20 protein-coding genes and 1 tRNA gene are annotated in these 22732 nt (G+C 68.2%); 5 read left to right on the top strand and 16 right to left on the bottom strand.

What is annotated here, in order from left to right; translation table 11 throughout:
• Positions 1-22 precede the first annotated feature (22 nt).
• The 3 genes from IHV25_RS00455 to IHV25_RS00445 all read left to right on the top strand — a co-directional run bounded on the left by IHV25_RS00455 (position 23) and on the right by IHV25_RS00445 (position 2376).
• On the top strand, positions 23-685 hold the full coding sequence (locus tag IHV25_RS00455) for a nucleotide exchange factor GrpE (RefSeq protein ID WP_192533012.1): 663 nt from the start codon (positions 23-25) through the stop codon (positions 683-685).
• A 124-nt stretch (positions 686-809) separates the two neighbouring features.
• A complete protein-coding gene (locus IHV25_RS00450) occupies positions 810-1352 on the top strand; it encodes a DNA polymerase III subunit chi (protein ID WP_192533011.1) in 543 nt (180 codons plus the stop codon).
• A 247-nt stretch (positions 1353-1599) separates the two neighbouring features.
• The gene (locus IHV25_RS00445) at positions 1600-2376 is read left to right on the top strand and encodes an SDR family NAD(P)-dependent oxidoreductase (RefSeq protein ID WP_192533010.1); all 777 of its coding nucleotides are present in this window, start codon (positions 1600-1602) and stop codon (positions 2374-2376) included.
• 212 nt (positions 2377-2588) lie between these two features.
• Here the strand turns inward: IHV25_RS00445 and IHV25_RS00440 are convergent, their stop codons facing one another.
• On the bottom strand, positions 2589-3791 hold the full coding sequence (locus tag IHV25_RS00440; protein ID WP_192533009.1) for a hypothetical protein: 1203 nt from the start codon (positions 3789-3791) through the stop codon (positions 2589-2591).
• A gap of 430 nt (positions 3792-4221) precedes the next feature.
• Between IHV25_RS00440 and IHV25_RS00435 the strand changes: the two genes are divergently transcribed.
• A tRNA-Arg gene (locus IHV25_RS00435) sits at positions 4222-4298 on the top strand.
• 509 nt (positions 4299-4807) lie between these two features.
• Here IHV25_RS00435 and IHV25_RS00430 read toward each other — a convergent pair.
• A complete protein-coding gene (locus tag IHV25_RS00430; protein WP_192533008.1) occupies positions 4808-5002 on the bottom strand; it encodes a YqaE/Pmp3 family membrane protein in 195 nt (64 codons plus the stop codon).
• Between the two features lie 169 nt (positions 5003-5171).
• Positions 5172-6011, bottom strand: a complete 840-nt coding sequence (locus IHV25_RS00425) for a helix-turn-helix transcriptional regulator (protein WP_192533007.1) — start codon at positions 6009-6011, stop codon at positions 5172-5174.
• A gap of 137 nt (positions 6012-6148) precedes the next feature.
• Between IHV25_RS00425 and IHV25_RS00420 the strand changes: the two genes are divergently transcribed.
• Positions 6149-7321: an MFS transporter gene (locus tag IHV25_RS00420; RefSeq protein ID WP_192533006.1), complete on the top strand. Its 1173-nt coding sequence runs from the start codon at positions 6149-6151 to the stop codon at positions 7319-7321.
• A 59-nt stretch (positions 7322-7380) separates the two neighbouring features.
• Here IHV25_RS00420 and yihA read toward each other — a convergent pair whose 3' ends face one another.
• The 13 genes from yihA to ybgF all read right to left on the bottom strand — a co-directional run bounded on the left by yihA (position 7381) and on the right by ybgF (position 22650).
• Positions 7381-8070, bottom strand: a complete 690-nt coding sequence (gene yihA, locus IHV25_RS00415) for a ribosome biogenesis GTP-binding protein YihA/YsxC (protein WP_192533005.1) — start codon at positions 8068-8070, stop codon at positions 7381-7383.
• 3 nt (positions 8071-8073) lie between these two features.
• On the bottom strand, positions 8074-9822 hold the full coding sequence (gene yidC, locus IHV25_RS00410) for a membrane protein insertase YidC (protein ID WP_192533004.1): 1749 nt from the start codon (positions 9820-9822) through the stop codon (positions 8074-8076).
• An 80-nt stretch (positions 9823-9902) separates the two neighbouring features.
• Positions 9903-10220, bottom strand: a complete 318-nt coding sequence (gene yidD / locus IHV25_RS00405; protein WP_338048560.1) for a membrane protein insertion efficiency factor YidD — start codon at positions 10218-10220, stop codon at positions 9903-9905.
• On the bottom strand, positions 10217-10663 hold the full coding sequence (rnpA, locus tag IHV25_RS00400) for a ribonuclease P protein component (protein ID WP_338048559.1): 447 nt from the start codon (positions 10661-10663) through the stop codon (positions 10217-10219). The genes yidD and rnpA overlap by 4 nt, the downstream gene beginning before the upstream one ends.
• 263 nt (positions 10664-10926) lie before the next feature.
• On the bottom strand, positions 10927-11061 hold the full coding sequence (rpmH, locus tag IHV25_RS00395; RefSeq protein ID WP_192533003.1) for a 50S ribosomal protein L34: 135 nt from the start codon (positions 11059-11061) through the stop codon (positions 10927-10929).
• 294 nt (positions 11062-11355) lie between these two features.
• Positions 11356-12684, bottom strand: coding sequence for a ferredoxin reductase family protein (locus tag IHV25_RS00390; RefSeq protein ID WP_192533002.1), 1329 nt, complete (start codon positions 12682-12684; stop codon positions 11356-11358).
• 950 nt (positions 12685-13634) lie between these two features.
• A complete protein-coding gene (locus tag IHV25_RS00385) occupies positions 13635-14219 on the bottom strand; it encodes a hypothetical protein (protein ID WP_192533001.1) in 585 nt (194 codons plus the stop codon).
• 469 nt (positions 14220-14688) lie between these two features.
• A complete protein-coding gene (locus IHV25_RS00380) occupies positions 14689-15084 on the bottom strand; it encodes a GFA family protein (RefSeq protein ID WP_192533000.1) in 396 nt (131 codons plus the stop codon).
• Positions 15085-15593: 509 nt separating this feature from the next.
• On the bottom strand, positions 15594-16958 hold the full coding sequence (glmM, locus tag IHV25_RS00375; RefSeq protein WP_192532999.1) for a phosphoglucosamine mutase: 1365 nt from the start codon (positions 16956-16958) through the stop codon (positions 15594-15596).
• A gap of 6 nt (positions 16959-16964) precedes the next feature.
• Positions 16965-18107 (bottom strand): dihydropteroate synthase, encoded by a 1143-nt coding sequence (gene folP, locus IHV25_RS00370; RefSeq protein WP_192532998.1) that lies wholly within the window; start codon positions 18105-18107, stop codon positions 16965-16967.
• Between the two features lie 89 nt (positions 18108-18196).
• A complete protein-coding gene (gene ftsH, locus IHV25_RS00365) occupies positions 18197-20131 on the bottom strand; it encodes an ATP-dependent zinc metalloprotease FtsH (RefSeq protein WP_192532997.1) in 1935 nt (644 codons plus the stop codon).
• A gap of 40 nt (positions 20132-20171) precedes the next feature.
• Positions 20172-21764: a tRNA lysidine(34) synthetase TilS gene (gene tilS, locus IHV25_RS10525; RefSeq protein WP_192532996.1), complete on the bottom strand. Its 1593-nt coding sequence runs from the start codon at positions 21762-21764 to the stop codon at positions 20172-20174.
• Positions 21765-21768: 4 nt separating this feature from the next.
• Positions 21769-22650 (bottom strand): tol-pal system protein YbgF, encoded by an 882-nt coding sequence (gene ybgF, locus IHV25_RS00355; RefSeq protein ID WP_192532995.1) that lies wholly within the window; start codon positions 22648-22650, stop codon positions 21769-21771.
• Positions 22651-22732: the final 82 nt, after the last annotated feature.

The raw sequence follows: 22732 nt of genomic DNA, 5'->3' as shown, positions 1-22732 counted from the left end.
GAACGGAACTCTGGACGAGGTTATGCACAAGTCTCAAGATCCATCCAACACGACCAGCCACCCCAACCGGGAACCCCTGGACGCTCTCGCGGACGACGCCACGGAGGCCGCGGCTCCGGCTTCGGACGGGGGCGAGGACTCGGCTCTCCAGGCGCGCGTTGCGGCCCTGGAGGCGGAAAACCGCAAGCTCAAGGAGGACTACCTCCGGGCTCTGGCCGAGGCGGAGAACGCCCGGCGCATGGCCGACCGCCGGATCGAGGACAACAACAAGTTCGCGGTCTCGAATTTCGCCAAGGCTCTTCTGGGCGTGGCCGACAACCTGGGGCGCGCGCTTCTGGCGGCTCCGGGCCAGGCCCGCGAGACCAACGAGCCCCTGAACAATCTGGCCATCGGCATCGAGATGACCGAGCGGGAGCTTCAGCGCACCCTGGGCGACTACAAGGTCCGGCGCATCCAGTCCCTGAACGCGCCCTTCGACCCCAACCTGCACCAGGCCGTGCAGGAGGTCGAGGACACCTCGGTGCCCACGGGAACGGTGGTCCAGGTCTACCAGGACGGCTACCAGATCCATGACCGGCTGCTGCGCCCGGCCATGGTGGTGGTCTCCCGCGGTGGACCGAAGCGCGACGTCCCGCAGGACGGCGCCAGCGGGGGCGACAGCGGGCCCTTCGGCGGCGCGGCCTGAGACCTTGACGCGGCCCCGGATCCGTCCGGGGCGCCCTTGCCGGGTGGGGGCGGCCGGTTCGGCCCTCCCGCCTCGGGGACGGGCTGGGAACGGGATGACCCCCTGAGGAGGCCGGAGAACGGACATGCGGGCGCGGTTTGATTTCTATCACCTTCATGCCCGGTCTGCCGGGCTCGAGGAGGTGGTGGCCCGTCTGGCCCTGAAGGCCCTGGAAGGGTCGCGACGGGTGCTGGTCATGGCGGCCAGCCCCGAGCGCCTGAAGGCTCTGGACTCGGCGCTCTGGACGTTCGAGGCCAATTCCTGGCTGCCCCACGGCAGCGCGTTCGACGGGCCCGACCACGCGGCGGACCAGCCCGTCTATCTGGCCACCGAGCCGGAAAACCCCAATGGAGCCCAGTTTCTGTTTCTGACCGAGGGCACCTGGCGCGAGGATGCGCCCGGGTTCGAGCGGGTGTTCGTCCTGTTCGACGAGCGCGACGCCGACGCCCTGGACCGCGCCCGGGGTCTCTGGAAAACCCTGAAGGATCAGGGCTTCCCCCTTCACTACTGGCAGCAGGTTCCCCTGGACGGCGACCCCGGGCGCCGGGGCTGGCGCGAGCAGGCCTCCGCCAACCTGGAGCCGCCGGCTCACGCACCGTCGGACGCGGAGCCCGGCACGGGCGCCTGATCCGGGGAGCTCTGGAGTGGGGGCCTCCGGTCGGGTGTCGGACCGGACGGAGGCCGATCGGCCCGGGAAGGGCTCCATTCCTTCGGGGCGGGGGCCCCTCTGGCGTGCCGGTGCGTCTTGAGGCATGCTGGGGGACCGTCCGGGCCCCGGTTTTCTTTCCGCGATCTCCGGTCTCCGATCTCCCATCTCCCATCGTCGGCCCCCTCAGCCCTCTCCCCCGTCAGTTGCCTGGAACAGGAGCCCCACCATGACCACGGCCCCCCTTCGCATTGCCTTCATTACCGGTGCCACGTCCGGCTTTGGCGAGGCCTGCGCCCGGCGTTTTGCCCGGGCAGGCTGGGGCCTTGTGATCTGCGGGCGCCGTCTGGACCGGCTGGAGGCTCTGGCGGCGGACCTTGGGCCCGCTGTCCCGGTGCACGCGGCCCGGCTGGATGTGCGCGATGCCACAGCGGTGCAGGACGTGGTCCGGAGCCTGCCCGAGCCCTTCCGCCGGATCCGGACCCTGGTGAACAACGCGGGGCTCGCCCTTGCGCCCGAACCGGCGCCGGAGGTCTCGCTGGACGACTGGCACACCATGATCGACACCAATGTGACCGGCCTCGTGAACGTGACCCACACGCTGCTGCCTGTCCTGATCGCCACGGGCCGCGGCGCGAGCGTGATCAACATCGGGTCCATCGCGGGGGCCTGGCCCTACCGGGGCAGTCACGTCTACGGCGCGTCGAAGGCCTTCGTGAAGCAGTTTTCCTACAACCTGCGCTGTGACCTTGCGGGCACCGGGGTGCGGGTCACGGATGTGGCGCCGGGGATGGCGGAAACCGAGTTCTCGCTGGTGCGCTACGCGGGGGATGCGGATGCGGCGGCGGCAGTCTATCAGGGCACGACGCCCCTGACGGCCGAGGACGTGGCCGAGACCGTCTTCTACGTGGCGACACTGCCCGACCACATCACGATCAACCGCCTGGAGGTCATGCCAACGGACCAGTCCTGGGCGGGGTTCGCGGTGGAGCGCCGCCAGCCCTGAGCGTTCGGGCGCCTGTGTGGCGGGGGCGGCCGGTTTTCTGGGGCTGCTGGTGCCGGGGGCGGATCCTGTGGGGTCTTGCCCTCGCGTATCGCTCCCGGTCCGGTTCGGTGTTCGGCGCCGGGGTCAGCCGTCCGGACAGCAAAAAGGCCGGTTGAACCGGCCTTTCTCGTTTCGTTGTGGGCTGTGCCGGGGCCCGGGACCGGGACGGGGGCTCAGCGTCCGTAGACGCGCAGTTCGTCCACTCCGCCCTGCTGGGAGATGGAGGACAGGGACACGCGGCTGGCGGGAACGCCCAGGCGGGTCAGGGTCCGCAGGGCATTGTCCGCAGCCCGGACAGCCGTTCCGGCGGTGCCGCTCTGGACCGCCACGACACTGAACGACGCCGACGGGTTGCGCGACAGGGTGTCCTGCACCGCGCGGGTCAGGGCGTCCTCGTAGCGGATGTTGGCCCGGTCAAAGCGCACGGTCACCAGGGGCACGCCCATGGCTGCCGGCGCTGCGGCCGCGTAGGGGGCGGGGCTGGCGTAGTTCGTGCCCGCCGGACCGGACGTGTAGCTCGCGCCGCTGGTCGCCCACGGCCCCTGGGATCCCTGGGGGCCACCCGGACGCCCGGGCATGCCGGGGCGCATCCCCGGTCCCTGGCGAACGTTGGCCGGTGCCGGATAGGCGTAGCCGTCAGGCCCGGTCACACCGAAAAGCTGGCCCTGCTGGATGGCGCTGGCGAGGGAGGTCAGGTTGGCCCGCTCGGAATTGACGTAGGCCGTCTGGCGGGTGACGTCCGAGCGCAGCTCCGCAAGCAGGCGCTCGATCAGGACCACGGTCTGCTGGGTCTCGTCCTCCAGGATGCGAAGCTGGCGGTGGTCCTCATCCACGGCGCCCGGGATCGAGTAGGACTGGCGGATGGTGTTGAGAAGATAGCTGGCCGACGACTGGTTCACCACGATCACCTGGGACAGCTGGTCCATCAGCACCAGGTCCTGGTTCAGGGTGTTGAGCTGCGCCTGCGCGATCTCCCAGCGGTTCATGAGGCTCGGGTTCGCGGGGGTGGTGCCAAGCTGGAGCTTGGCGCGCATGGCGGCCACGTTCTCGTGATAGCCCTGGGAGTCAAGAATGGTCTTGTTGCGGAGCGCCTGAAGCTGGGTGTTCTGGGTGCGGATGGCGTCTTGCATCCCCGACAGCTCGGCCCGGTAGGAAACGACCTTGTTCCCGACGAAGGTCTGGGTCGGGCGACCCGGAGTGACACCGTCGGGTTCGAAATACGTGTTGCCCAGTGCAGGCGGCCCGCCGTAGCCCGTGGTCATGAAGCGCTCGGTCTGCGGGCTCAGGGACGGCAGGACGGAATCGCTCCGGGAACAGGCCGCGAGGATCACGGCGGAGGCGATGAGGAGAATATGCTTCGTGCGAGGTGACGCCATTGATTGGAGACCTTATCTTTCTCAAAGCTGCGCCTTGCCGACGATCCGGCCGCGGGCGGCCGCAACGGGGCTTGAAGGGGTGCGCATGTCGCCTTTTCCGGAGCGCGCACCCGGGGTGCTGCACCGGCGGGCCCGGGGCCGCCAGGGTGCATGATGGCAGAAAAGACGCTAACCGCGCATTTTTGACAAGTTTACTCAAGGAATTTTAATGTCTCAAGGGATTTTCGGGACGTAACCGTTTCCGGCAACTCGAAAAACAGCGAGTGTTGCACAATAGGCACAGCCCCTGGATGTAAACGGTGGCGGGAGACGTTTTTTTTCGCATCAGGCTGAAAATAGGGCTTGCAGAGAGGGGCCCATCGGGATAGAAGTTGCTCCGCCGACACGGGGAGCAACACAGACCACCCCGGCACAGCGGCTCATACGAAGTGCGCCCGTAGCTCAACTGGATAGAGCATCTGACTACGGATCAGAAGGTTAGGAGTTCGAATCTTCTCGGGCGCGCCAGTTAAAACAAGGGGTTAGAGCCTGTCTTCGGACGCGCTCGCCCCTTGTTTCCATTTCGGGCCCCTTTGATTTTCCAAAACCCGCGCGGGCGACAGCCGGCGTCCGGGGCACGCGTGGTCCCTTTTTTCTCCCGTTTTTTTTCTGTCCTGACCGGCCTGGTTTCGTCGCCCCCGGTCGGCTCCCGGACCCCTGTCCGGGGCGTCGGATCGGTCCTGGCGTGCCGCTGTGAGGCCACCCGGCGGCTGGTTTTGAGCGTCCGGGGGGCGTTTTTCCATCGGGGGGCTGCTGCGGGGTCTGTCCCGGCCCGGCAGCCGCAACCGGACCCGATCCGGTGTCCGGGCGCGGTTTTTTGGCTCTTTCTCCGGGCGTGTGGGGCCGTGATTCGCGCGTGACCAAGCTTCCGGCCCGCGCGAGGGCCCGAGGGGCCCCCGCCGGCCAGCCTTCAGGATCCAGCCTGCGGGGCCGGCCCGCCGTGCCGGTCCATCGTGCCGGCCCGTCTCTCCGGCGTCCTATCGGGTCGCGTCGAGCGCCCGCTTGATCTTCTGGTCCGTGTTGTACTGGCTGAGCGAATACACCGCCCAGAAGGCGGCGGGCAGCCAGCCGATCAGGGTCACCTGAAGAATGAGGCAGATCAGGCCCGCAATCGGGCGGCCAATGGTGAAAAAGACCAGCCACGGCAGGATCAGAGCAATAATCAGGCGCATTTCAGACTTCCATTTTTGAGTTTTGCCGTCCGCCGGAGACAGTCCTCACGGCCCGGGACGGGGTTCCCGACAAGAAAAGTACACAAAAGACGTGAGTGCAACCCCCAAAACACCTTTTTTCCGATTCTGGCGGGGCAGCCGGGAGGGGCGGGCCTGCGCATGCGCGTCCTCACTGGGTCTGGAGCCAGGTCCCGAACGCCGTGCCCGCCGGTGTATCGGGCCGGGCGGCGTAATACACCAGCCGGAGGTGGCGGTCCTCGTCGAGGATAAGCGTTGTGTGCTCGAACGACACGACCCCGAGCCCGGGAATGTCCAGATCCCGCACGCCGGTGCACGGCTGGGGGTCCTGGTGGGTCCAGAGGGTGCGAAACTCGGGCGCCCGATTTTCCAGGTCCGCGACAAGTGCCCGGATGGCCTCGTCACGCGGCGCGCGGGCGCAGTCCCGCCGGAAGCTGCCCACAAGACCGGGTATCTGGCGGGCCTGGTCGTGAAACAGCTGCCGGGTGGCCGGATCAAGAAACAGCATCTGCAGCAGATTGCGCTCCGGGGCTGGCCGTGCCGAAAAGCGGAAGACCCGGTCAGCCGGCGGGTTCCAGGCCAGGACGTCCCAGCGCAGGTTGAGAACATAGGCCGGTCGGAGGGGCAGGTCGGCCAGAAGCCGGTGAACCAGGGGCGGAACCGTGCACACCGTGCGCCCGTCCTCCATCGGGGGGTGCTGGCGGGCGAGCGCATAGAGATGGCGCCGCCCGGCTCCGTCCAGCCGGAAAAGCCGGGACAGCCGGTCGAGAACGTCTGTCGAGACCCGGATATCCCGTCCCTGCTCCAGCCACGTGTACCAGGTCTGCCCGACGCCGGTCAGGGCGGCAACTTCCTCGCGGCGCAGGCCCGGGGTTCTGCGCCGGCTCCCGGCGGGCAGGCCGACGGCCTCGGGGGACAGGCTCTCCCGGTGCTGGCGCAGGAACTCGGCCAGTTCGGGGCGTGTTCGGGCGGGTGCTGTCGGGCCGGTCATCCTGTTACCCCCACTGCTCGTATAACCGGTTAAATTGTAAGGACTTGTGCGGCCTGTTATTCCCTGGTCCGTGAGACAGGGCAGGTCTTCTTTGCACTCCCGTGAGTGTTCTGAAGATAAAGTATTGGGGCCGTGTGATGAACGAAAATAAAATAACCACGTATTTCATAGCCCTGGGGGCCTTTGCGCTCGGGATGGGGTCGTATATGACCGCCGGGCTGATCCCCATGATCGAGGCCGAGTTTCAGGTTTCAACGGCGGCCGCCGCCCAGCTTGTGACGGCATTCACCCTGGGATACGGGCTCGGGTCTCCGGTCTTCGTGGCCGTTCTTCCCGCGGCCCGGCAGCGCTCGGGGCTTCTTGTCGCTCTGGCGGTCTTCACGCTCGCCCATGGGGCCAGCGCTCTCACCCGCGACCTCGCCGCGCTTCTGGCGTACCGGGTTGTGGGCGGAATCGGCGCGGGGGTTTACCTCGCCCTGGGGATCTCGGCAGCGGTGGGGCTTGCGGCGGAGAACTGGAGAGGCAAAAGCATCTCCATCATCATGGGGGGCATGGCCAGCGGGACGGTTCTTGGTGTGCCCGCCAGTCTTCTCGTGGCGGGGCAGGCAGGTTGGCAGGCTGCCTTCTGGGGTGTTGCGGTCCTGGGGGTTCTGACGTTTGCCGGGCTTGCGGTGAAGCTGCCGCGCTTGCCGGAGGTGTCCGGCACGTCCTTTCTGCGGAAGCTGGCCGTGCTTGGAGACAGGCAGGTTCTTCTGATTTTGCTGGTTTCGCTTCTGGCGGCCGTCTCCAGTCTGGGCATGTACACCTTTATTGCCCCGTTTCTTGCCAGTGTCCCGGGGGGTTCGGATCTCTCTGTTGTGCCGTTTCTCTGGGCCTGGGGCGTGGGGGGCGTTTTGGGGAGCCTTCTGATCGGCCCGCTGGTGGACAGTGTCCGGGGGCCCCGGGTGGCCTTTGGCATTATGGGGGTTCTGGCGCTCTGCCTGGGGGTGCTTCCCCTTGGCGCCCTGGTGACGCCCTGGCTGTGCGTTGTGCCTCTGGCGGTCTGGGGGGCTGTTGGCTGGGCTCTCCAGGTTCCCCAGAATAACGAGCTTCTCAAGGCGCGGACCCGGGAAGGCGACGGGAACCTGGCGGTGGCCCTGAACGAGTCTGCCCTGTACCTGGGCAGTGCCATCGGAGCCGCCGCCGGCGGAGGGCTCCTGCTTTTGCAGGTGCCGCTCTGGGCGTTGCCTGTGTCCGCCGCGGCGATCGCAGCGGTGGGGGCGGGGGTTCAGGGCGTGTTGGCCTGGAGGGACGTCCGGCGCCCCGAGTGACCGGCTTGCCCGTGCGCAAAAAAAAGGCCCCGGGTTATCGCCGGGGCCGGGGGAGGGATCTATTCCCGGGTCAGCGCCGCCAGGCGGGCGCGCAGGAGGGCCACGCCGTCCCCGTCCCGTGACGAGGTCATCAGCACCTCGGGGTAGGCGGCCACGTGCTTGGCCAGGGTTTTCTGTGTGGCCTCCAGGCAGGCCCGGACCGCCGTCGCCGAGGGCTTGTCGGTCTTGGTCAGGATCACCTGGTAGTTCACGGCGGCCGTGTCCAGCATGGACATGACCTCGATGTCGGTGGGCTTCAGGCCGTGCCGGGAGTCAATCAGCAGGCAGACCCGGCGCAACTGGGGGCGCCCCTTCAGATACGAGAGCACCAGGCGGGTCCAGCGCTCCACCAGGGCCTTGGGCGCCTTGGCGAAGCCGTAGCCCGGAAGGTCCACCATCATCAGGGCGGGCTGGTCCGGGGCCTCGGGGCCCAGGCGGAAGTAGTTCAGCTCCTGGGTGCGCCCCGGCGTGTTCGAGGTGCGGGCCAGGGTCTTGCGTCCGGTCAGGGCGTTGACCAGGGAGGACTTGCCCACGTTGGAGCGTCCGCAAAAGGCGATCTCGGACAGGTCGTGGTTCGGAAGCCCTTCCAGGCTCACCGCGCCCATCAGGAAGGTGCAGGGCTGGGCAAACAGCCAGCGCCCGAACTCAAGCGCCTCCCCTTCCGGGGAGGCGCTGTCGATTTCGGGGATTTCGGGTGTACCGGCGGTCATGGTCTAGACCTTGGCCCCCTTGCTTCTCTGGCGGTCGAGACGGCGCATGATGACCCACTGCTGGAGGATGGACAGGATGTTGTTCCAGGTCCAGTAGAGGATCAGGCCCGAGGCAAACGGCGCCAGGATGAAGGTGAAGATGATGGGCAGCGAGCCGACGATCTTCGCCTGGGTGGGATCCTGCGGGGCCGGGTTCAGCTTCTGCTGGAACCACATGGTCACACCCATGGTCAGGGCGAGGGAGCCAACCCACAGCAGCTGGAAGTCCGGCGGCGTCCAGGGGATCAGGCCGAACAGGTTGAAGACCGTGATGGACTCCCGGGCCGACAGGTCGGTGATCCAGCCGTAGAACGGCGCGTGGCGCATGTCGATGTTGACGAAGATCACCTTGTAGAGGGCGAAGAACACCGGAATCTGGAGGACGATCGGCAGGCAGCCCGACAGCGGGTTGACCTTTTCCTTCTGGTAGAGGGCCATCATCTCCTGGTTCAGGCGCACCCGGTCATCCTTGAAGCGCTCCTGGAGCTTCTTCATCTCCGGGGTGAGCAGCTTCATGCGGGACATGGACTCGTAGGACTTGTTGGCCAGCGGGAAGAAGAAGATCTTCAGGACCACGGTGAAGGCCAGGATCGCAAGACCCATGTTCCCCAGAAGCAGGTACAGGTGGTGCAGCGCCCAGGTGAACGGCATGGTGAAGAACCAGAACCAGCCGAAGTCGATGGCCTTGGCGAACTGGTTGATGCCGAGGCGGCTGGAGTAGTCGCTCAGCAGGTCGTATTCCTTGGCGCCGGCAAAGAAGCGGTCGGTCACCGCGATGGACTGGCCCGGAGCGACCGTCATGCGGCCCCCGGCGTAGGCGACGCTGTAGTTGTCGCTGGCACCCGAGGGGCGGGCGCCCATGGTGGCGTTGACCACCTTGTCCTGATCCGGGACCAGGGCGGCCAGCCAGTACTTGTCCGTGATGCCCATCCAGCCACCGGTGGTGCTGGCCTCGACCTTCTCACCGTCCTTGGCATCGGGGTAGTCCAGCTCTTTCAGGGTGCCGTCCAGAACCGCGATGGGGCCCTCGTGAAGGATAAAGAAGTTCACGGTCTTGGGCTTGAACTCACGGGAGATGCGGCCGAACGGGTACAGGGTCACGGGCGCGTCGGAGGTGTTCACCACCTGCTGGGAGATCGTGAACATGTAGTTCTCGTCGACCGAGATCGTGCGCACGAAGCGCAGGCCCTGGCCGTTGTCCCAGGTCAGGGTCACGGGATTGTTCTCGTCGAGAACGGTCCGGTCCGCTGTCCAGGGGGTGTCGGCATCCGGGACGCGGGTCTGGGGATCGACGGGGCGCCAGCCGAACTCGGCGAAGTAGGGGTGGGGCGCTCCGGACGGGGCCAGGAGGTCCACCGGCGGGCTGTTCTCGTCCGTGGTCTCCCGGTAGGCCGAGAGGGTCAGGTCGTCAAAGCGCGCGCCCTCGAGACGGATGGAGCCCGCGAGCTTGCCGGTCTGGATCCGGACCCGGTCTGCGGACGCCGCAAGGGCCTCCTCGCGGGTCTGGAAGACGGTGCGCTTTTCCGCGGTGTCGCCGGTGGCCTCGAGAACGGTGTCCGCACCGGGCGGGGGCGCCGGGGTGTCGTCCTTCGCAAGTTCCGTTGCCGGTTGCTCCAGAGGCGTGCCGAACACGTAATGTGACACGTAGGGCCAGGACAGAAAAATCCCGACGGACAGCAGGATTGCGAGAAGAATGTTACGCTGTTCCGACATGACTCCAGTCTTTCAGATAAGAACGCACGCGCCGGGCGGAGTGGCGCATCTCGTCGACAAAAACAGGGGCCCTGAGGACTTCAGGGCTCGTCCGGGCGATCCGGGGGGACAGGGCTCCCCGAGCGGCGGCCCCGCATCCACCGCGGGCGGGGATCATCCGGGACCGGATCATATCCCATGCCTCCCCAGGGATTGCAACGCGCAATACGGATGCTTCCCAGCCACACGCCCCAGAACGGGCCGTGGCGCCGGATGGCCTCCTCGGTGTAGCGCGAGCAGGTGGGCTCGAAGCGGCACTGCTGGCCGATCAGCGGCGAGAGCACAAGCCGGTACAGCCGGATCAGGCCGATCATGGGAAGCGAGAGAAGCCGGTTGAACAGGCGAAGGACCGTCATCATCGGCGGAGCCCCAGGCGCTTCAGGGCCCAGCGAAGGTCGGACAGAAGCATCTCGTAGGGCCGGGCGATGGTCTCGGTCCGGCCGATCAGCACATAGTCGTATCCGGCCTGCGCATCCGTGCCCATGATCTCGGAGGCAATGGCTCTCAGGCGGCGGCGCGCCCGGTTGCGCTGGACGGCCTTGCCGACCTTCTTGCTGGTGGTAAATCCGATTCGGATCACCGGTCCGGCCGGCTCGGGGGAGGGGGGCTCTCCGGGACGGACCCGGGGAGGCGGAGTCGGTGCGGCCTGAAGGATAAAGCCGGAGGTGACCCATTTGGTCCGCCGGGACGCCACCCGCAGGAAATCCGCGCGGCGCTTGAGCCGCTGCAGGTCGTGACGCGGTTTCGCGTCCGGCTGCGGGGTCGGGGCGGGGACGGTTTCGGGCCTTCCGTCTTCAGACACGGACTTGCACTCCATGGAAGGCGCAACAGGCATCGATGCAACGGGTGGGATGCAAACGTGACAGGTGCTGCGGCTCTTTCGCGCGCTCCCGGACCGGGGACGCGCAAACAGGCACACGGGAACACGGGGACGGGGCGCCCGGTGTTCCTGTCGTTGTGCCTGTCAAATCCCGCTGTTTTCCAGTGGCGGAGCCGGTGCGGCGGTTGAGACCGCGGTGGCTGCGCCCGGAAAACCGGGGACCGCCCGGGGAAACCCGGACGGCTCTATGCGGAAAGACGCTTGCGGCCTCTCGCGCGGCGCGCGGCGAGGACACGACGTCCTCCGACGGTCGCACTGCGGGTCCGGAAGCCATGACGGCGCTTGCGGACAATTTTGGACGGCTGGTAGGTACGTTTCACCGGTCTGTCTCCCAAAACGGCGCGCCCGGGGCGCGAGGTACAAGAGTTGGAAAGCGATGGGATATACCGTGGGACGGGGGCAGGGTCAATGGTTTTGCACCCGAAGCGACGGTTTTCCCTGGGGTGGGTGTGGCACCGGACGGCCGGGCCCCTGTCGGGGCGCTGCCGGGATGCCGGCGTGTCCGGCGGGCTCCGTTCCGGTCCCCCTTGTGGGGGCCGGCGGGGGCGGAGGCCCGGCCCGAACGAAAAAGGGAGCCCCGCCAGTCAGCGGGGCCCCCGGGTGCCGAGTCTGGCTCAGCGCATGTCAAAGCTGTCGGAGTGGAACGCCCGGGTGTCAAAGCCCTGGGCCTTCAGGCTGTCGAGCAGGCAGGTCCGGAAGGCGGCCGGTCCGCAGAACAGGATGGCCGTGTCCTCGAGGGAGCCGTGGACCTCCTTCAGGCGCTCGCCGGTCAGGCGCTCCCCGGTGGAGCTGAGAACGACGTGGAGGGTCACACCCGCCGCCTGGCAGAGCTCCTTCAGGTTGTCCGGGTAGGCGGCACCGGAGGCCTCGCGGCAGCAGTACCACAGGTCAATCTCGGCGCTGGAGCGGCCGGTCCTCGCCAGCTCGTCAAGCCGGGAGAGGAACGGCGTGATCCCGATTCCCCCCGCGACCCAGACCTGACGGCCGTGCGGAAGGTCGAAGGAGAAGTGCCCGTAGGGGCCCTCGATGCGCACGGCCTCGCCCACTCTCAGCCGCTCGGGCAGGCGGTCGGTGAAGTCGCCGTTGGTCTTGATGCCAAAGCGCAGGGTGTCCGTGTCCTGCGGCGCGGAGGCCAGCGAGAACGGGTGCGGCTCGGAATCGTGGGCAAAGGACAGGAAGACAAACTGGCCCGCCGTGTGACCCAGGGGCCGGGTCGTGTTCTTCAGCCACAGGTCCACAATGCCCGGGCCCTGGACGTCGAACTTCGCGACCTCGGCCGAGATCTTCCGGTTCGCGCCAATCTGCTGGCCAAGGGACACCAGGGCCGCCAGGGAGCCGACGACGCTCAGCAGGATCACCGCGTAGCCCGTGGGCGTTCCCATCCAGTCGGCCTTGTAGAGGATGGTCACGCTGTGGAACGCCGCGATCAGGAAGAGAATCGGGAACACCTTGTGGGTGGCCCGGAACGTCCGGTACGGAACCCGCTTGAAAAGGGCAATGATGAGAAGAAGAAGGATAACGTAGATGGCGTTCTCCACCAGGGTGTTGCCCAGGTGGTAGATGTCCTTCTGCCAGGGAAGAACATGGAAGTTCGGGTTCTTCATTTTCGGAGGATAGCTGAAGATATCCCGGGTCCACTTGGGGAACTTCTCCGCAAGCCAGTGCACCGTGACCGTAAAGGTCACCGCAATACCGGCCCACTTGTGGATGGCGTAGCTCTTGTCCAGACCGCGGGTCAGGGGCTCCATCCACTTGAGGCGCACGGCGAGGATCACGCACAGCGTCATGAGGGCAAGAGACACAACGCCGGAGACAAGAACGAGTTCATGGCGATAGACCCAAAACGCGGGGGAACCAATGGCGCTGGGCCCCTGAGGCGCAATAACATAAAAAGCGAGGGCAATCAGCATTGTGCCGAGAACCCATTTGCTGGTTCTGTTCATGATTGGAATAACTCCTGAATTCGGGACGCGTATTTTAGGCGCCTCTTATAGGCGGTTGTACATGAACAGTCCATGAAAGGAACACCCGCCATGCTGGGTTGTACTTGACTGGCGGTGCAGTTCGGGGCTCCGGTCCCGGGCGGGCCGGGCGTCTGGTGCCGGGCGTCTGGTGCCGGGCGTCTGGTGCCGGGCGTCTGGTGCCGGGCGTCTGGTGCCGGGCGTCTGGTGCCGGGGCTGTCAGGTGGCAGGGCGTTCGGTCGGACCGGGTGCCCGTGCTCCCTGGTGATCGGGGTTGGGACTGGCCACGGTCTGGTGCTGGCGGATCCCGGGACAGGCTCGGGCCCGGGAGTGCCGGGGTTGTAGCATTCGCGCGGGGTGTGAGGCTCTGCCCCGGGCTGTCGGGTGACAGGGGGGCGAGCTTTGGGGTGGCGCGTTCGGGGGTGCGGTGCGTCCAGGGCGGACCGGGCGTCCCGGCCGCCTGATGTCAGGGCGAGCCGGGGTTGGAGCATTCGCGTGGGGTGCGAGGCTTTCCCCCGGGCTGTCGGGTGACAGGGGGGCGAGCTTTGGGGGTGGTGCGTTCGGGGGGGCAGGGCGCCGGGGCAACGGGTGTCGCGGGGTTTAACCCTGCGGGCCGCGCGTCCAACCGCTGGGCGGCTTTCGGGGTGCCAGGGTCTGGTGCTGGCGGATACCGGGACAGGGTCAGGCTCGGGGCTGGCGCGTTTGGAGCGCGGTGGCTCCTGCGCCAGCCTTTTTTCCCTCTTCCGTTCCTATTCCTCTCCCTCCCTACTTTCCTTCCTTTCCTTTCCTTTCCTTTCCTTTCCTTTCCTTTCCTTTCCTTTCCTTTCCTTTCCTTTCCTTTCCTCCCCCCCCTTCCGAGGAGGGCGCGGGCATCCCGGGGGAGGGCGCTGGCCATTCCCTTCCCGAGGGGGGCCTTGAGCCGGGGGCGCCCGTCAGTCCGGAAAGTCCGGATCCTCCCCCAGTCGGAGGGCATCGGCGAACTGGTCCAGCCCCCGGGCCAGCATCTCAAGCTGTTTGCCTCCTGCCAGGCTTTGCTCGAAGACGCAGACGTCGCGCACCAGGATCCCCCGCGGCGTCCACTGAAGGGGGGCGCGGTCGTGCTCCCTGCGGGCCAGGCCCGCCCGCTCCGCCAGGGGGGACAGGGAGCCGTAGCCATGGCACGGCAGGCGCTCCCGATAGGAGCCGCGAATTTCCCGGGCGAGGTTGATCGCGCCAAGGGAGGGGCCGCTGGCCGCCCGCCACAGGGCCTCGAACCTGCAGCCCGCGGTCCACTGGCGGCGGGTCAGACGGCCTTTGGCGTGGTAGCGGTCCAGGGGGCAGGTGTCCCGGAACCGCTCGCGCAGGACGGTGCGCGGCCGGGCGGCGCCCCGGCGCCTCGAGGCCGGGGTGGCGGTGCGTCCGGCGTTCCGGTCCCCGGTTCCGGTCCGGTTCCCGGCTCCATCCTCCGGGTCGTGTGTGACGGGTTCGGTCTCAATCAGGCCGCAGGCGCGGGCCCGGCGTTCGGCGGTCGAGTGCATGGGCATGGGTCTCCCTGTGTCGCTGTCCGGCATAAGGAACGGGTGTTCTTTTTATTATCATGTTATGTTCTATTATAACCTGCAGGACACCGGGGGATCAAGGCCGGCGCTGTTCGGGGGGGCGGGCAAAACTGTGGAGCCCGCAGGCAAAAACGGTGCGTCCTGTCAGGGGACACACCGCCGTATCGTATCGGAGGCCGGTTGGGCAAGGGCAGACTGGGGCGCCCGGGGTACCCGGGGCGCGTGTTCCCCGCCTGTTTCGGATGTGGTCCTGTGTCCCGGGGCCGGACGCGCGGCCTGGCGGAAGCCTGTCCCGGTACCGGGGGAGTGCGGGCAAGGTCCGCGGTCCCGTCAGGGCCGGAGTCCCGCCGGGGGCTGGTCTGTCCCGCTCTGTCCGGCGGGAGAGGGCGGTCCGGACCGGCCTGATCTGCGGACCGGTCCGGTGCCGCCGGTCAGGCGCCGCTGGCGCTCAGGTCGGCCATTCGTCAAACTGGGTCTCGTCGTCCGGGATCCGGTCCCAGGAGGCCTTGGAGCCCACGAAAATATGGGTTCGCGTCACGGGGCCAGGATCCTGGTCCAGCGTTCCCGCCCTCACGAGAGCCTTTCCGGGCAGCCGGTCCTTGATGGAGTAGACGGTCGTGGAGCACTCGGCGCACGAGTAGCGGGTTCCGCCCGCGGCCTCGTAGGCATGGGGGGCGGCCGAGTCTTCCTCCAGCCGGAAGTCCCCGCCGTCCAGAACGGCGATGGAATCGAACGCCGACCCGCTTTCCTTCCGGCAGCGGGAACAGTGGCAGAAAACAAGGGAATCAATGGGCTTCGCGACCTCATAGCGGACTGCTCCGCACAGACAGCGTCCTGTAAGCATGGGTCTCTCCTTCATGGCAGACATCGCGATCCTGACGGTACTCTCATCGCTAGAATGATTCAAGAGTTACCCCGGTCCCGGAGGGGTGCCCGTTGGGCGCGGAAGGCGCGCCCGGCACGATTCCGTGAGAGGCTGTTTCCTGCCGTGGGCCCGGCAGGCGGGGCGACCCTTCGCGGGTTGTGCTCTGTGGTGGTCCGGGCCCCGTGTCCCGGAACGAAGACCGGTCTGCGGGATTTTGGCCCCCCGCCTGACAGGTGCGGCCGTCTGCGGACACCGGAACAGCGCGGCGTCCGGTCGAGCGGCGAAGGCGGGAGGTGGGAGGCAGGAGGAGGGATGCGCCCTGGTGCTGGTCCGCGGGGCGCCTTCTTTGATGGTGCGCGGGGCGCGCGGGACAGTCCGTCGGCGCGTGCAGCCGGGCGCAGTCTCTTCGGGCGCCGAGCGGGCGGGCGCTCTTTTGTTTCCCCCCGGGCCGGGAGCGCGGTGTGGCTCCCGGGCTCCGGGGCAGGCCGTCAGTTCCGGCTTTCGTACAGGTGCCGGATGACGCCACAGATGCGCTCAATAGCGTTGTCCACCCGGGTGCGGGACTCGTCCTCCACCATGACCCGGATCAGGGGCTCGGTTCCGGACTTGCGCACCAGAACCCGTCCGGTGCCCTCCAGCGAGCCGCGGACCGAGTCCAGAAGCTCGTGCAGAACCGGACTTTCCAGGATGGTGTCCGGGTGGCAGCCCTCGACCCGGATGTTCTCGAGGCGCTGGGGGCAGGGTGCGAAGACGTTCAGCACCTCGCTGGCCGGGCGATTTTCCGACACCAGAGCCGCCAGGACCTGGAGCGCGCTCATCAGGCCGTCGCCGGTGGTGCCGAAATCGCTCATCACGATGTGGCCGGACTGCTCGCCGCCCAGGTTGAAGCCGCCCTCGCGCATGCGCTCGACCACGTAGCGGTCGCCGACGGCGGTCCGCTCCAGGGTGAGGCCGCAGCGGCGCAGGTGGATCTCCAGCCCCAGGTTGGACATGAGCGTGCCCACCACGGATCCTCCGGTCAGGAGGCTCCGGGCGTGCATGGTCCGGGCGATCAGGGCCAGGATCTGGTCCCCGTCCACCACGATGCCGTTTTCATCGCAGATGATCAGGCGGTCCGCGTCGCCGTCGAAGGCGATGCCCAGGTCGGCCCGCTCCCGGATGACGGTGGTGCGCATGTTCTCCGGGTGGAGGGAGCCGCACGAGGCGTTGATGTTGGTTCCGTTCGGCTCGACGCCCAGCGCGATGACCTCGGCCCCCAGCTCCCACAGCACCTGGGGCGCCACCTTGTAGGCGGCGCCGTTTGCGCAATCCACCACCAGCTTCAGGCCGTCGAGGCGCATGCCCACGGGGAAGGTGCGCTTCACCGCCTCGATATAACGGCCCCCGCCGTCCTGGAGGCGCCGGGCGCGCCCGAGGGCGTCGGAGGGCACCCGCAGGGCGTCGGTGCCGTTGGCCACCAGGGCCTCGATCTGGTCTTCCTGGCTGTCCGAGAGCTTGTAGCCGTCGGGGCCGAACAGTTTGATTCCGTTGTCCTGGTAGGGGTTGTGGCTGGCGGTGATCATCACCCCCATGTCCGCCCGAAGGGAGTGGGTGAGCATGGCCACCGCCGGGGTGGGCAGCGGGCCCAGAAGCACCACGTCGATGCCCGCGCTGATGAGCCCGGCGGTCAGGGCCGGTTCCAGCAGGTATCCGGACAGCCGGGTGTCCTTGCCGATGACCACCGTGTGGCGCCTGTGCTTGTCCTGGCACAGCAGGTTTCCGGCGGCCCGGCCGATGGCCATGGCGGTCTCGGGGGTCATGGGGTGGGTGTTGGCAATGCCGCGTACCCCGTCGGTTCCAAAAAGCCTGGTCATGGTCTCTCAGCTCTCTTCCGTTGCGGTCAGGTCGTCAAGGGCACGGGCGACCCGCAGGGCCTGGAGGGTTTGCGCGACATCGTGAACCCGAACCATCAGGGCCCCCTCGCGGGCGGCCTTCAGGGCCATGGCGATGGAGCCGCCCAGCCGGTTCAGGGGCTGGTCCTCGCCCGTCAGGGCTCCGATGAAGCGCTTGCGCGATCCGGCCATCAGCACCGGGGTGCCCAGGCCCGGAAACGCACCCGCCTCCGCACACAGCCGCATATTATGCTCAAGGTCTTTTCCGAAACCAAGCCCCGGGTCCACACAGATGTCGTGCAGCGGGAGGCCGAGCCCGACGCACGTCCGCACCCGGGCCTGAAGCCACGAGGCCACGTCAAGAAGGGCGTCCCGGTACGAGGGGGCGTCCTGCATGGTGCCCGGCTCGCCTTGCATGTGCATCAGGATGACCGGGGTCCGGGTGGCGCGGATCACGTCCCCGCTTCGGGGGTCGCCGGTCAGGGCGGTGACGTCGTTGATGATCCGGGCGCCGGCGGCCAGCGAGGCCTCCATGGTGGCGGCGTTGCGGGTGTCCACGCTGACCACGGCCCCGCGCTCGCTCAGGGCCCGGATGACGGGCACGACCCGACCGATTTCCTCGGCTGCCGCGACGGGGGCCGAGCCGGGCCGGGTGCTTTCGCCCCCGATGTCGATGATGTCGGCGCCCTCGTCCAGGAGCCGCAGGCCGTGGGCAATGGCCGCTTCGGTGGTGTTGTGGTGTCCGCCGTCCGAGAAGCTGTCGGGGGTGACGTTCAGGATTCCCATCACCAGAGGCCGTCCGGGCGGTGCGCTGAGCCCCGCAAACGGCCGCGCCGGGCGGGACAGGGCGTCCAGCCGGTACTCGAGCACGGCCCGCACGGGCGCCGCGGCCCGGGCAATGAGCGTGTCGAGCTCGGCGAGGGTGAGCAAAAACCGCTGGCCGGTTCCGTCCGGGCTCCGGGCGGCCACCACCACCCGGGTGAACAGGGTGCGGCGGTTGCCCGCCACCGGCAGGGCCTCGGGGGTGGAGACGGTCTGGAGGGCGGCCACCGGGCCCCGCAGGAACCCGGCCGGAATGAGAAAGAGATCGTCCTCGGGGGAGGCGACCGTGACAATCGGGGAGAGGGTCATGGCGATTCGGGAGGGGCAGGAGGGACCGGCGCTCAGCCAGAAAAAAAGGGGGCTTGCGCCCCCTTGTGGAAGGTCTGTGGGCCCCGGCCCTAGGCCTCGGTAATGGGGCTGGTGGGCGTCGGGGTGAAGTCGCCGGGGCCGCTGGACGGGATCGTCGAGCGCCGGCCTCCCGAACGGGGCGGCGGGGGCGCGGGGCGTTCCTTGCGGTCCAGCGTCTCGCCGTTCATCAGGTGGATCACCTCGTCCCCCGAGAGGGTCTCGTACTCCAGAAGACCGCGGGTGATGGTCTCGAGGGCGTCCCGGTTGGCCGAGAGGATCTCCCGGGCCTTCTTCTCGCCTTCCTCGACGAAGCGGCGGACCTCCTCGTCGATCAGGGCGGCGGTCTTGTCCGAGACGTTCTTCTGCTGGGCCACCGAATGCCCCAGGAACACCTCTTCCTGGTTGTCGGTATACCGAAGCGGGCCAAGCTTTTCCGAGAAGCCGAACTCGGTCACCATGCGGCGGGCCATCTCGGTGGCCTGCTTGATGTCGTTGGAGGCACCGGTGGTCACCTCGTCCGGACCGTAGACCAGTTCCTCGGCCACCCGTCCGCCAAAGGCCATGGCGATGCGGGCCTTGAGCTCCTTCAGGGAGTAGCCGTAGCGGTCCCGCTCGGGCAGGGACATGGTCACACCCAGAGCCCGGCCCCGGGGGATGATGGTCACCTTGTGCAGCGGGTCGTGGCCTTCCATCTTCAGCGCGACCAGGGCGTGCCCGGCCTCGTGATAGGCGGTCTTTTCCTTTTCGTCCTCGGTCATGACCATGGAGCGGCGCTCGGCGCCCATCATGACCTTGTCCTTGGCGGCCTCGAAGTCGGACATGGTGACCACGCGCTTGCCCAGGCGGGCGGCCATCAGGGCGGCCTCGTTGACCAGGTTGGCCAGATCCGCGCCGGAGAAGCCGGGGGTGCCCCGGGCAATCACCTTGGCGTCCACGTCGGGGGCCAGAGGCGTCTTGCGCATGTGGACCCGCAGGATCTTCTCGCGGCCGATGATGTCCGGGTTGGGCACCACCACCTGGCGGTCAAAGCGGCCGGGGCGCAGAAGGGCCGGGTCCAGAACGTCGGGCCGGTTGGTGGCCGCGATCAGGATCACGCCCTCGTTGGCCTCGAAGCCGTCCATCTCCACGAGAAGCTGGTTGAGGGTCTGCTCGCGCTCGTCGTTGCCGCCGCCAAGGCCCGCGCCCCGGTGACGTCCGACCGCGTCGATCTCGTCGATAAAGATCAGGCATGGGGCATTCTTCTTGCCCTGCTCGAACATGTCGCGCACCCGGGACGCACCGACGCCCACGAACATCTCGACGAAGTCCGAGCCCGAGATGGTGAAGAAGGGCACGTTGGCCTCGCCCGCGATGGCGCGCGCCAGCAGGGTCTTGCCCGTACCCGGAGGCCCGACCAGCAGGACGCCCTTGGGAATCTTGCCGCCCAGGCGCTGGAACTTCTGGGGATCGCGCAGGAATTCCACGACCTCCTCGAGCTCCTGCTTGGACTCGTCGATCCCGGCCACGTCGTCGAAGGTCACCCGCCCGGTCTTTTCCGTCAGCAGGCGCGCGCGGGACTTGCCGAAGCCCATGGCCTTGCCGCCGCCGCCCTGCATCTGGCGCATCAGCAGGAACCACACGCCGATCAGCAGCGCAAACGGCAGAATGTTGAGGACCACGCCCCAGAAGGTGATCTCGTTGGGCTCGGCCGGCTTCACCGTATAGGTTGCGCCCGAATCCACGATCGCCTTGGAGAGGGTCAGGTCGGTCACGGGGACCGTGGTCTTGTACCGCTCTCCCGAGGTCAGGGTGCCGACCACCTCCTGTCCCTGCTGCTCGACCGTCTTGATCTTGTCCGAGCCGTCCGTTCCAAGCCGGCTGACGAACTCGCTGTACGGCAGGGTACGGATCTGCGATTGCCCCGAGGGCGCCTGGAACAGGTTGACCAGGACCACAAGCAGGACAAAAAGCACGAGATAAAGAAGAATGTTTCTGCTGATATTCAAGGGGCGTCCCTTTCCTGGCGTACCGGTGGTCGCGACTGAGCTATGAGTGAATGTAAGGCTCTTGCCCGTCGGCCTCAAGGCGTATTCCCTCCTCCAGGACGGGAAAAGGTGGCCGGTAGCGCGCGCGAACCGTCCCGGCGGACGTTTGCCCCGGGCGTGGGGCCTTCGGCGGAGACGTGAGGGTATTCGTCCCGGACATCCCGGGAGCCGTGCGGTCCGCGGCGGTGTCCGGGGGGGCAAGACGCACGGTCACCGGGAACCCGGGGCCGGGTTTGGCGGTGGTGGACACGGCGGTGTCAGCCGGGGTGGCGCCGGGAAGGGGCGCTTTGCCCAGGGCCCGCACGCCAAGGCCCGGCTCAACGGCGGTCAGCTCCCAGCGTCCGTCCCACAGGACCGGGCGGCCCTCGGGCAGGGAAACCACCCGGCGGGTCAGGGCTCCGGTGGCGGCCCGGCAGACCGAGAGAACCCGGCGGCGGGGCCGTTCCGGGCCGTGTGTTCCGGTGGCCGGGGCATGGCCGGGGGGCTCGGTTTCGCCCGGATGTCCCGGATCGGACAGCGCCGGGGGGCGCGCCGCGGGCGCGGCCCCGGGCGCGGATGCGGGCAGGAGAGCGGATACAGGGTCCGGTGCAGGCGGGGAGGCTGGCGGCAGCCCGGATCGGGGACCGGCCGGGGGGGCGGGGTTCGGAGCCCTGCTGCGGGTCCACAGGCAGCCGCCCCAGGTCAGGCGTCCGCTTCCGGGATCCGGGAGCGTTTCGTAAAGGGGTTTGGGGCGCGGCAGGTAGGGCGAGCCGGACAGGCTGCGGGCCACGTGGCGCAACGCCTCCAGGGCCACGGGCCGGGGGGCGGCGGCAAGGGCGTCCGCGTCCAGGCGCAGGCGGTCCTCCCCCGCCTCCAGGGTGCACCGGGCAAGGCAGTCGGCGACGGCGCGGGCCTCCCGGGCCCGGGCTGCGGCCGCCCTTCGGGCCTCGTCACACAGGGCCCCGGTTTCTCCGGCGTCCTCCCCGGCGCTCTTCCCGGCGCCCAGCTGCGCGCGGATCCGGACCCGCTCGAACGCGGGGTTGAGGTTCGAGGGATCGCGGGCAAAGGGCAGGCCCCGGCGCTGGCACAGCGCGACCAGATCCGCCTTGGGCACGTCCAGGAGCGGCCTGACCACGGCCACATCCCGGCGGAAGACCACCATGGGCATCCCCGACAGGCTGTGGGCGCTGGTGCTGCGTTCCCGGCGCATGCGGACGGTCTCGGCCTGGTCATCCGCGTGATGGGCCAGAAGAAGGAACAGGGCGCCGTCGTCCTTGCAGGCGGAGGTCAGGGCCTCCAGGCGCCGGTCCCGGGCCTGCTCCTGGATGGCGCTGCCCGGCCGGTCCCCCTCCCAGGTCAGGATCCGGGCGGTGGCGCCAAGCTCCCGGGCAAGGGCGGCGGCGGCCCGGGCCTCGGCGGTGGATCCGGCGCGCAGGCGGTGGTCCAGGCACAGCGCGACCACGCGGGCGTCGCAGTCCTTTGCCCAGTCGCAGGCAAGGGCGAGAAGCGCCGTGGAGTCCGGTCCTCCCGAGAGTCCCAGGCCCAGAATCGTTCGGGGCCCGGCAGGAATGCCGAGCCCCGCAAGGCGACGCCGGAAAAATGCCCGCTCCGGCATGGGCTCAGCGGCAGCCGAGGCCGTCGGCACTCGAGCGTGCGCGGCGCTTGATGGCGTCCGAGGCCGGGGGCGAGAGGGAGGCAATGCGGCTGAAGGCGTCGCAGGCCTCGTTCTTCTTGCCCAGCTTGGACAGGGACATGCCCAGCTTCAGCAGGTTGTCCGGTCCCTTGGCGCTGCCCGGGTAGTTCTGGTAGCCCTTCATGAAGGCCACGGCCGCCTGCTCGAAGTCGCCGCGGGCGTAATAGGTCTCGCCCAGCCAGTACTGGGCGTTGCCCGTCAGGCGCCCCTTGGGGTGAGCCTTGATGAAGGCGTCGAAGGCCTGCTCGGCCCCGGCGAAGTCCCGGGCGTTCAGAAGCTCGAAGGCATAGTTGTACTGCTCCTCCTCGGAGCCGGCGGGCAGGGAGACCCCCGCCCCCGCGCGCGGAGCCGCAGAGGTGCTGCGCTGGGCCGGTGCGGTGGCGTTGCGTCCGTTGCCGCTGCCCGGGGGTGCCAGGACCGAGCCCGTGCTGGCCCCCGCCGCGGGAGCCGTGCGCTCGGCCCCTGTGCCGGACGCCGTGCCGGACGCCGTGCCGGACGTTGGGCCGGATGCCGCGCCGGGAGGACGCCCGGTGCCCTCGAGGGCGCCCAGGCGGAAGTCCATCTCGCGCTCGAACCGGTCGAACCGGTCCTTGAGGGTGCGGTTTTCGTGCCTCAGCTCCTCGTTGGCGCCGTTCATCTCAGATACCATGCGCTCCAGGTCGCTGATGCGCAGCTGGAGACGTTCCACAAGTTCTGCCGTCCCGCTTGACTGGGCATGGGCCGCCGGAACCACCGTGGCGGTCGCAGGGGAAAGGGCAAAGGCCCCAAGGGCCAGAACGATGTACGAAACCGTTTTCAGGCGCACCATGGTCATTGCAGTCCTTATTGTGGGTTGGAAACTACCTGGACCCGATTAAAGCGGGTTCCGGGGCATCCGGCAACCCGGGATC

It is taken from the genome of Phaeovibrio sulfidiphilus (genome assembly GCF_014861485.1).
GTDB lineage: Bacteria > Pseudomonadota > Alphaproteobacteria > Rhodospirillales > Rhodospirillaceae > Phaeovibrio > Phaeovibrio sulfidiphilus.
Note: the sequence above shows the minus strand (reverse complement) of the source record. Positions and strands in the feature narration are given on the sequence as shown.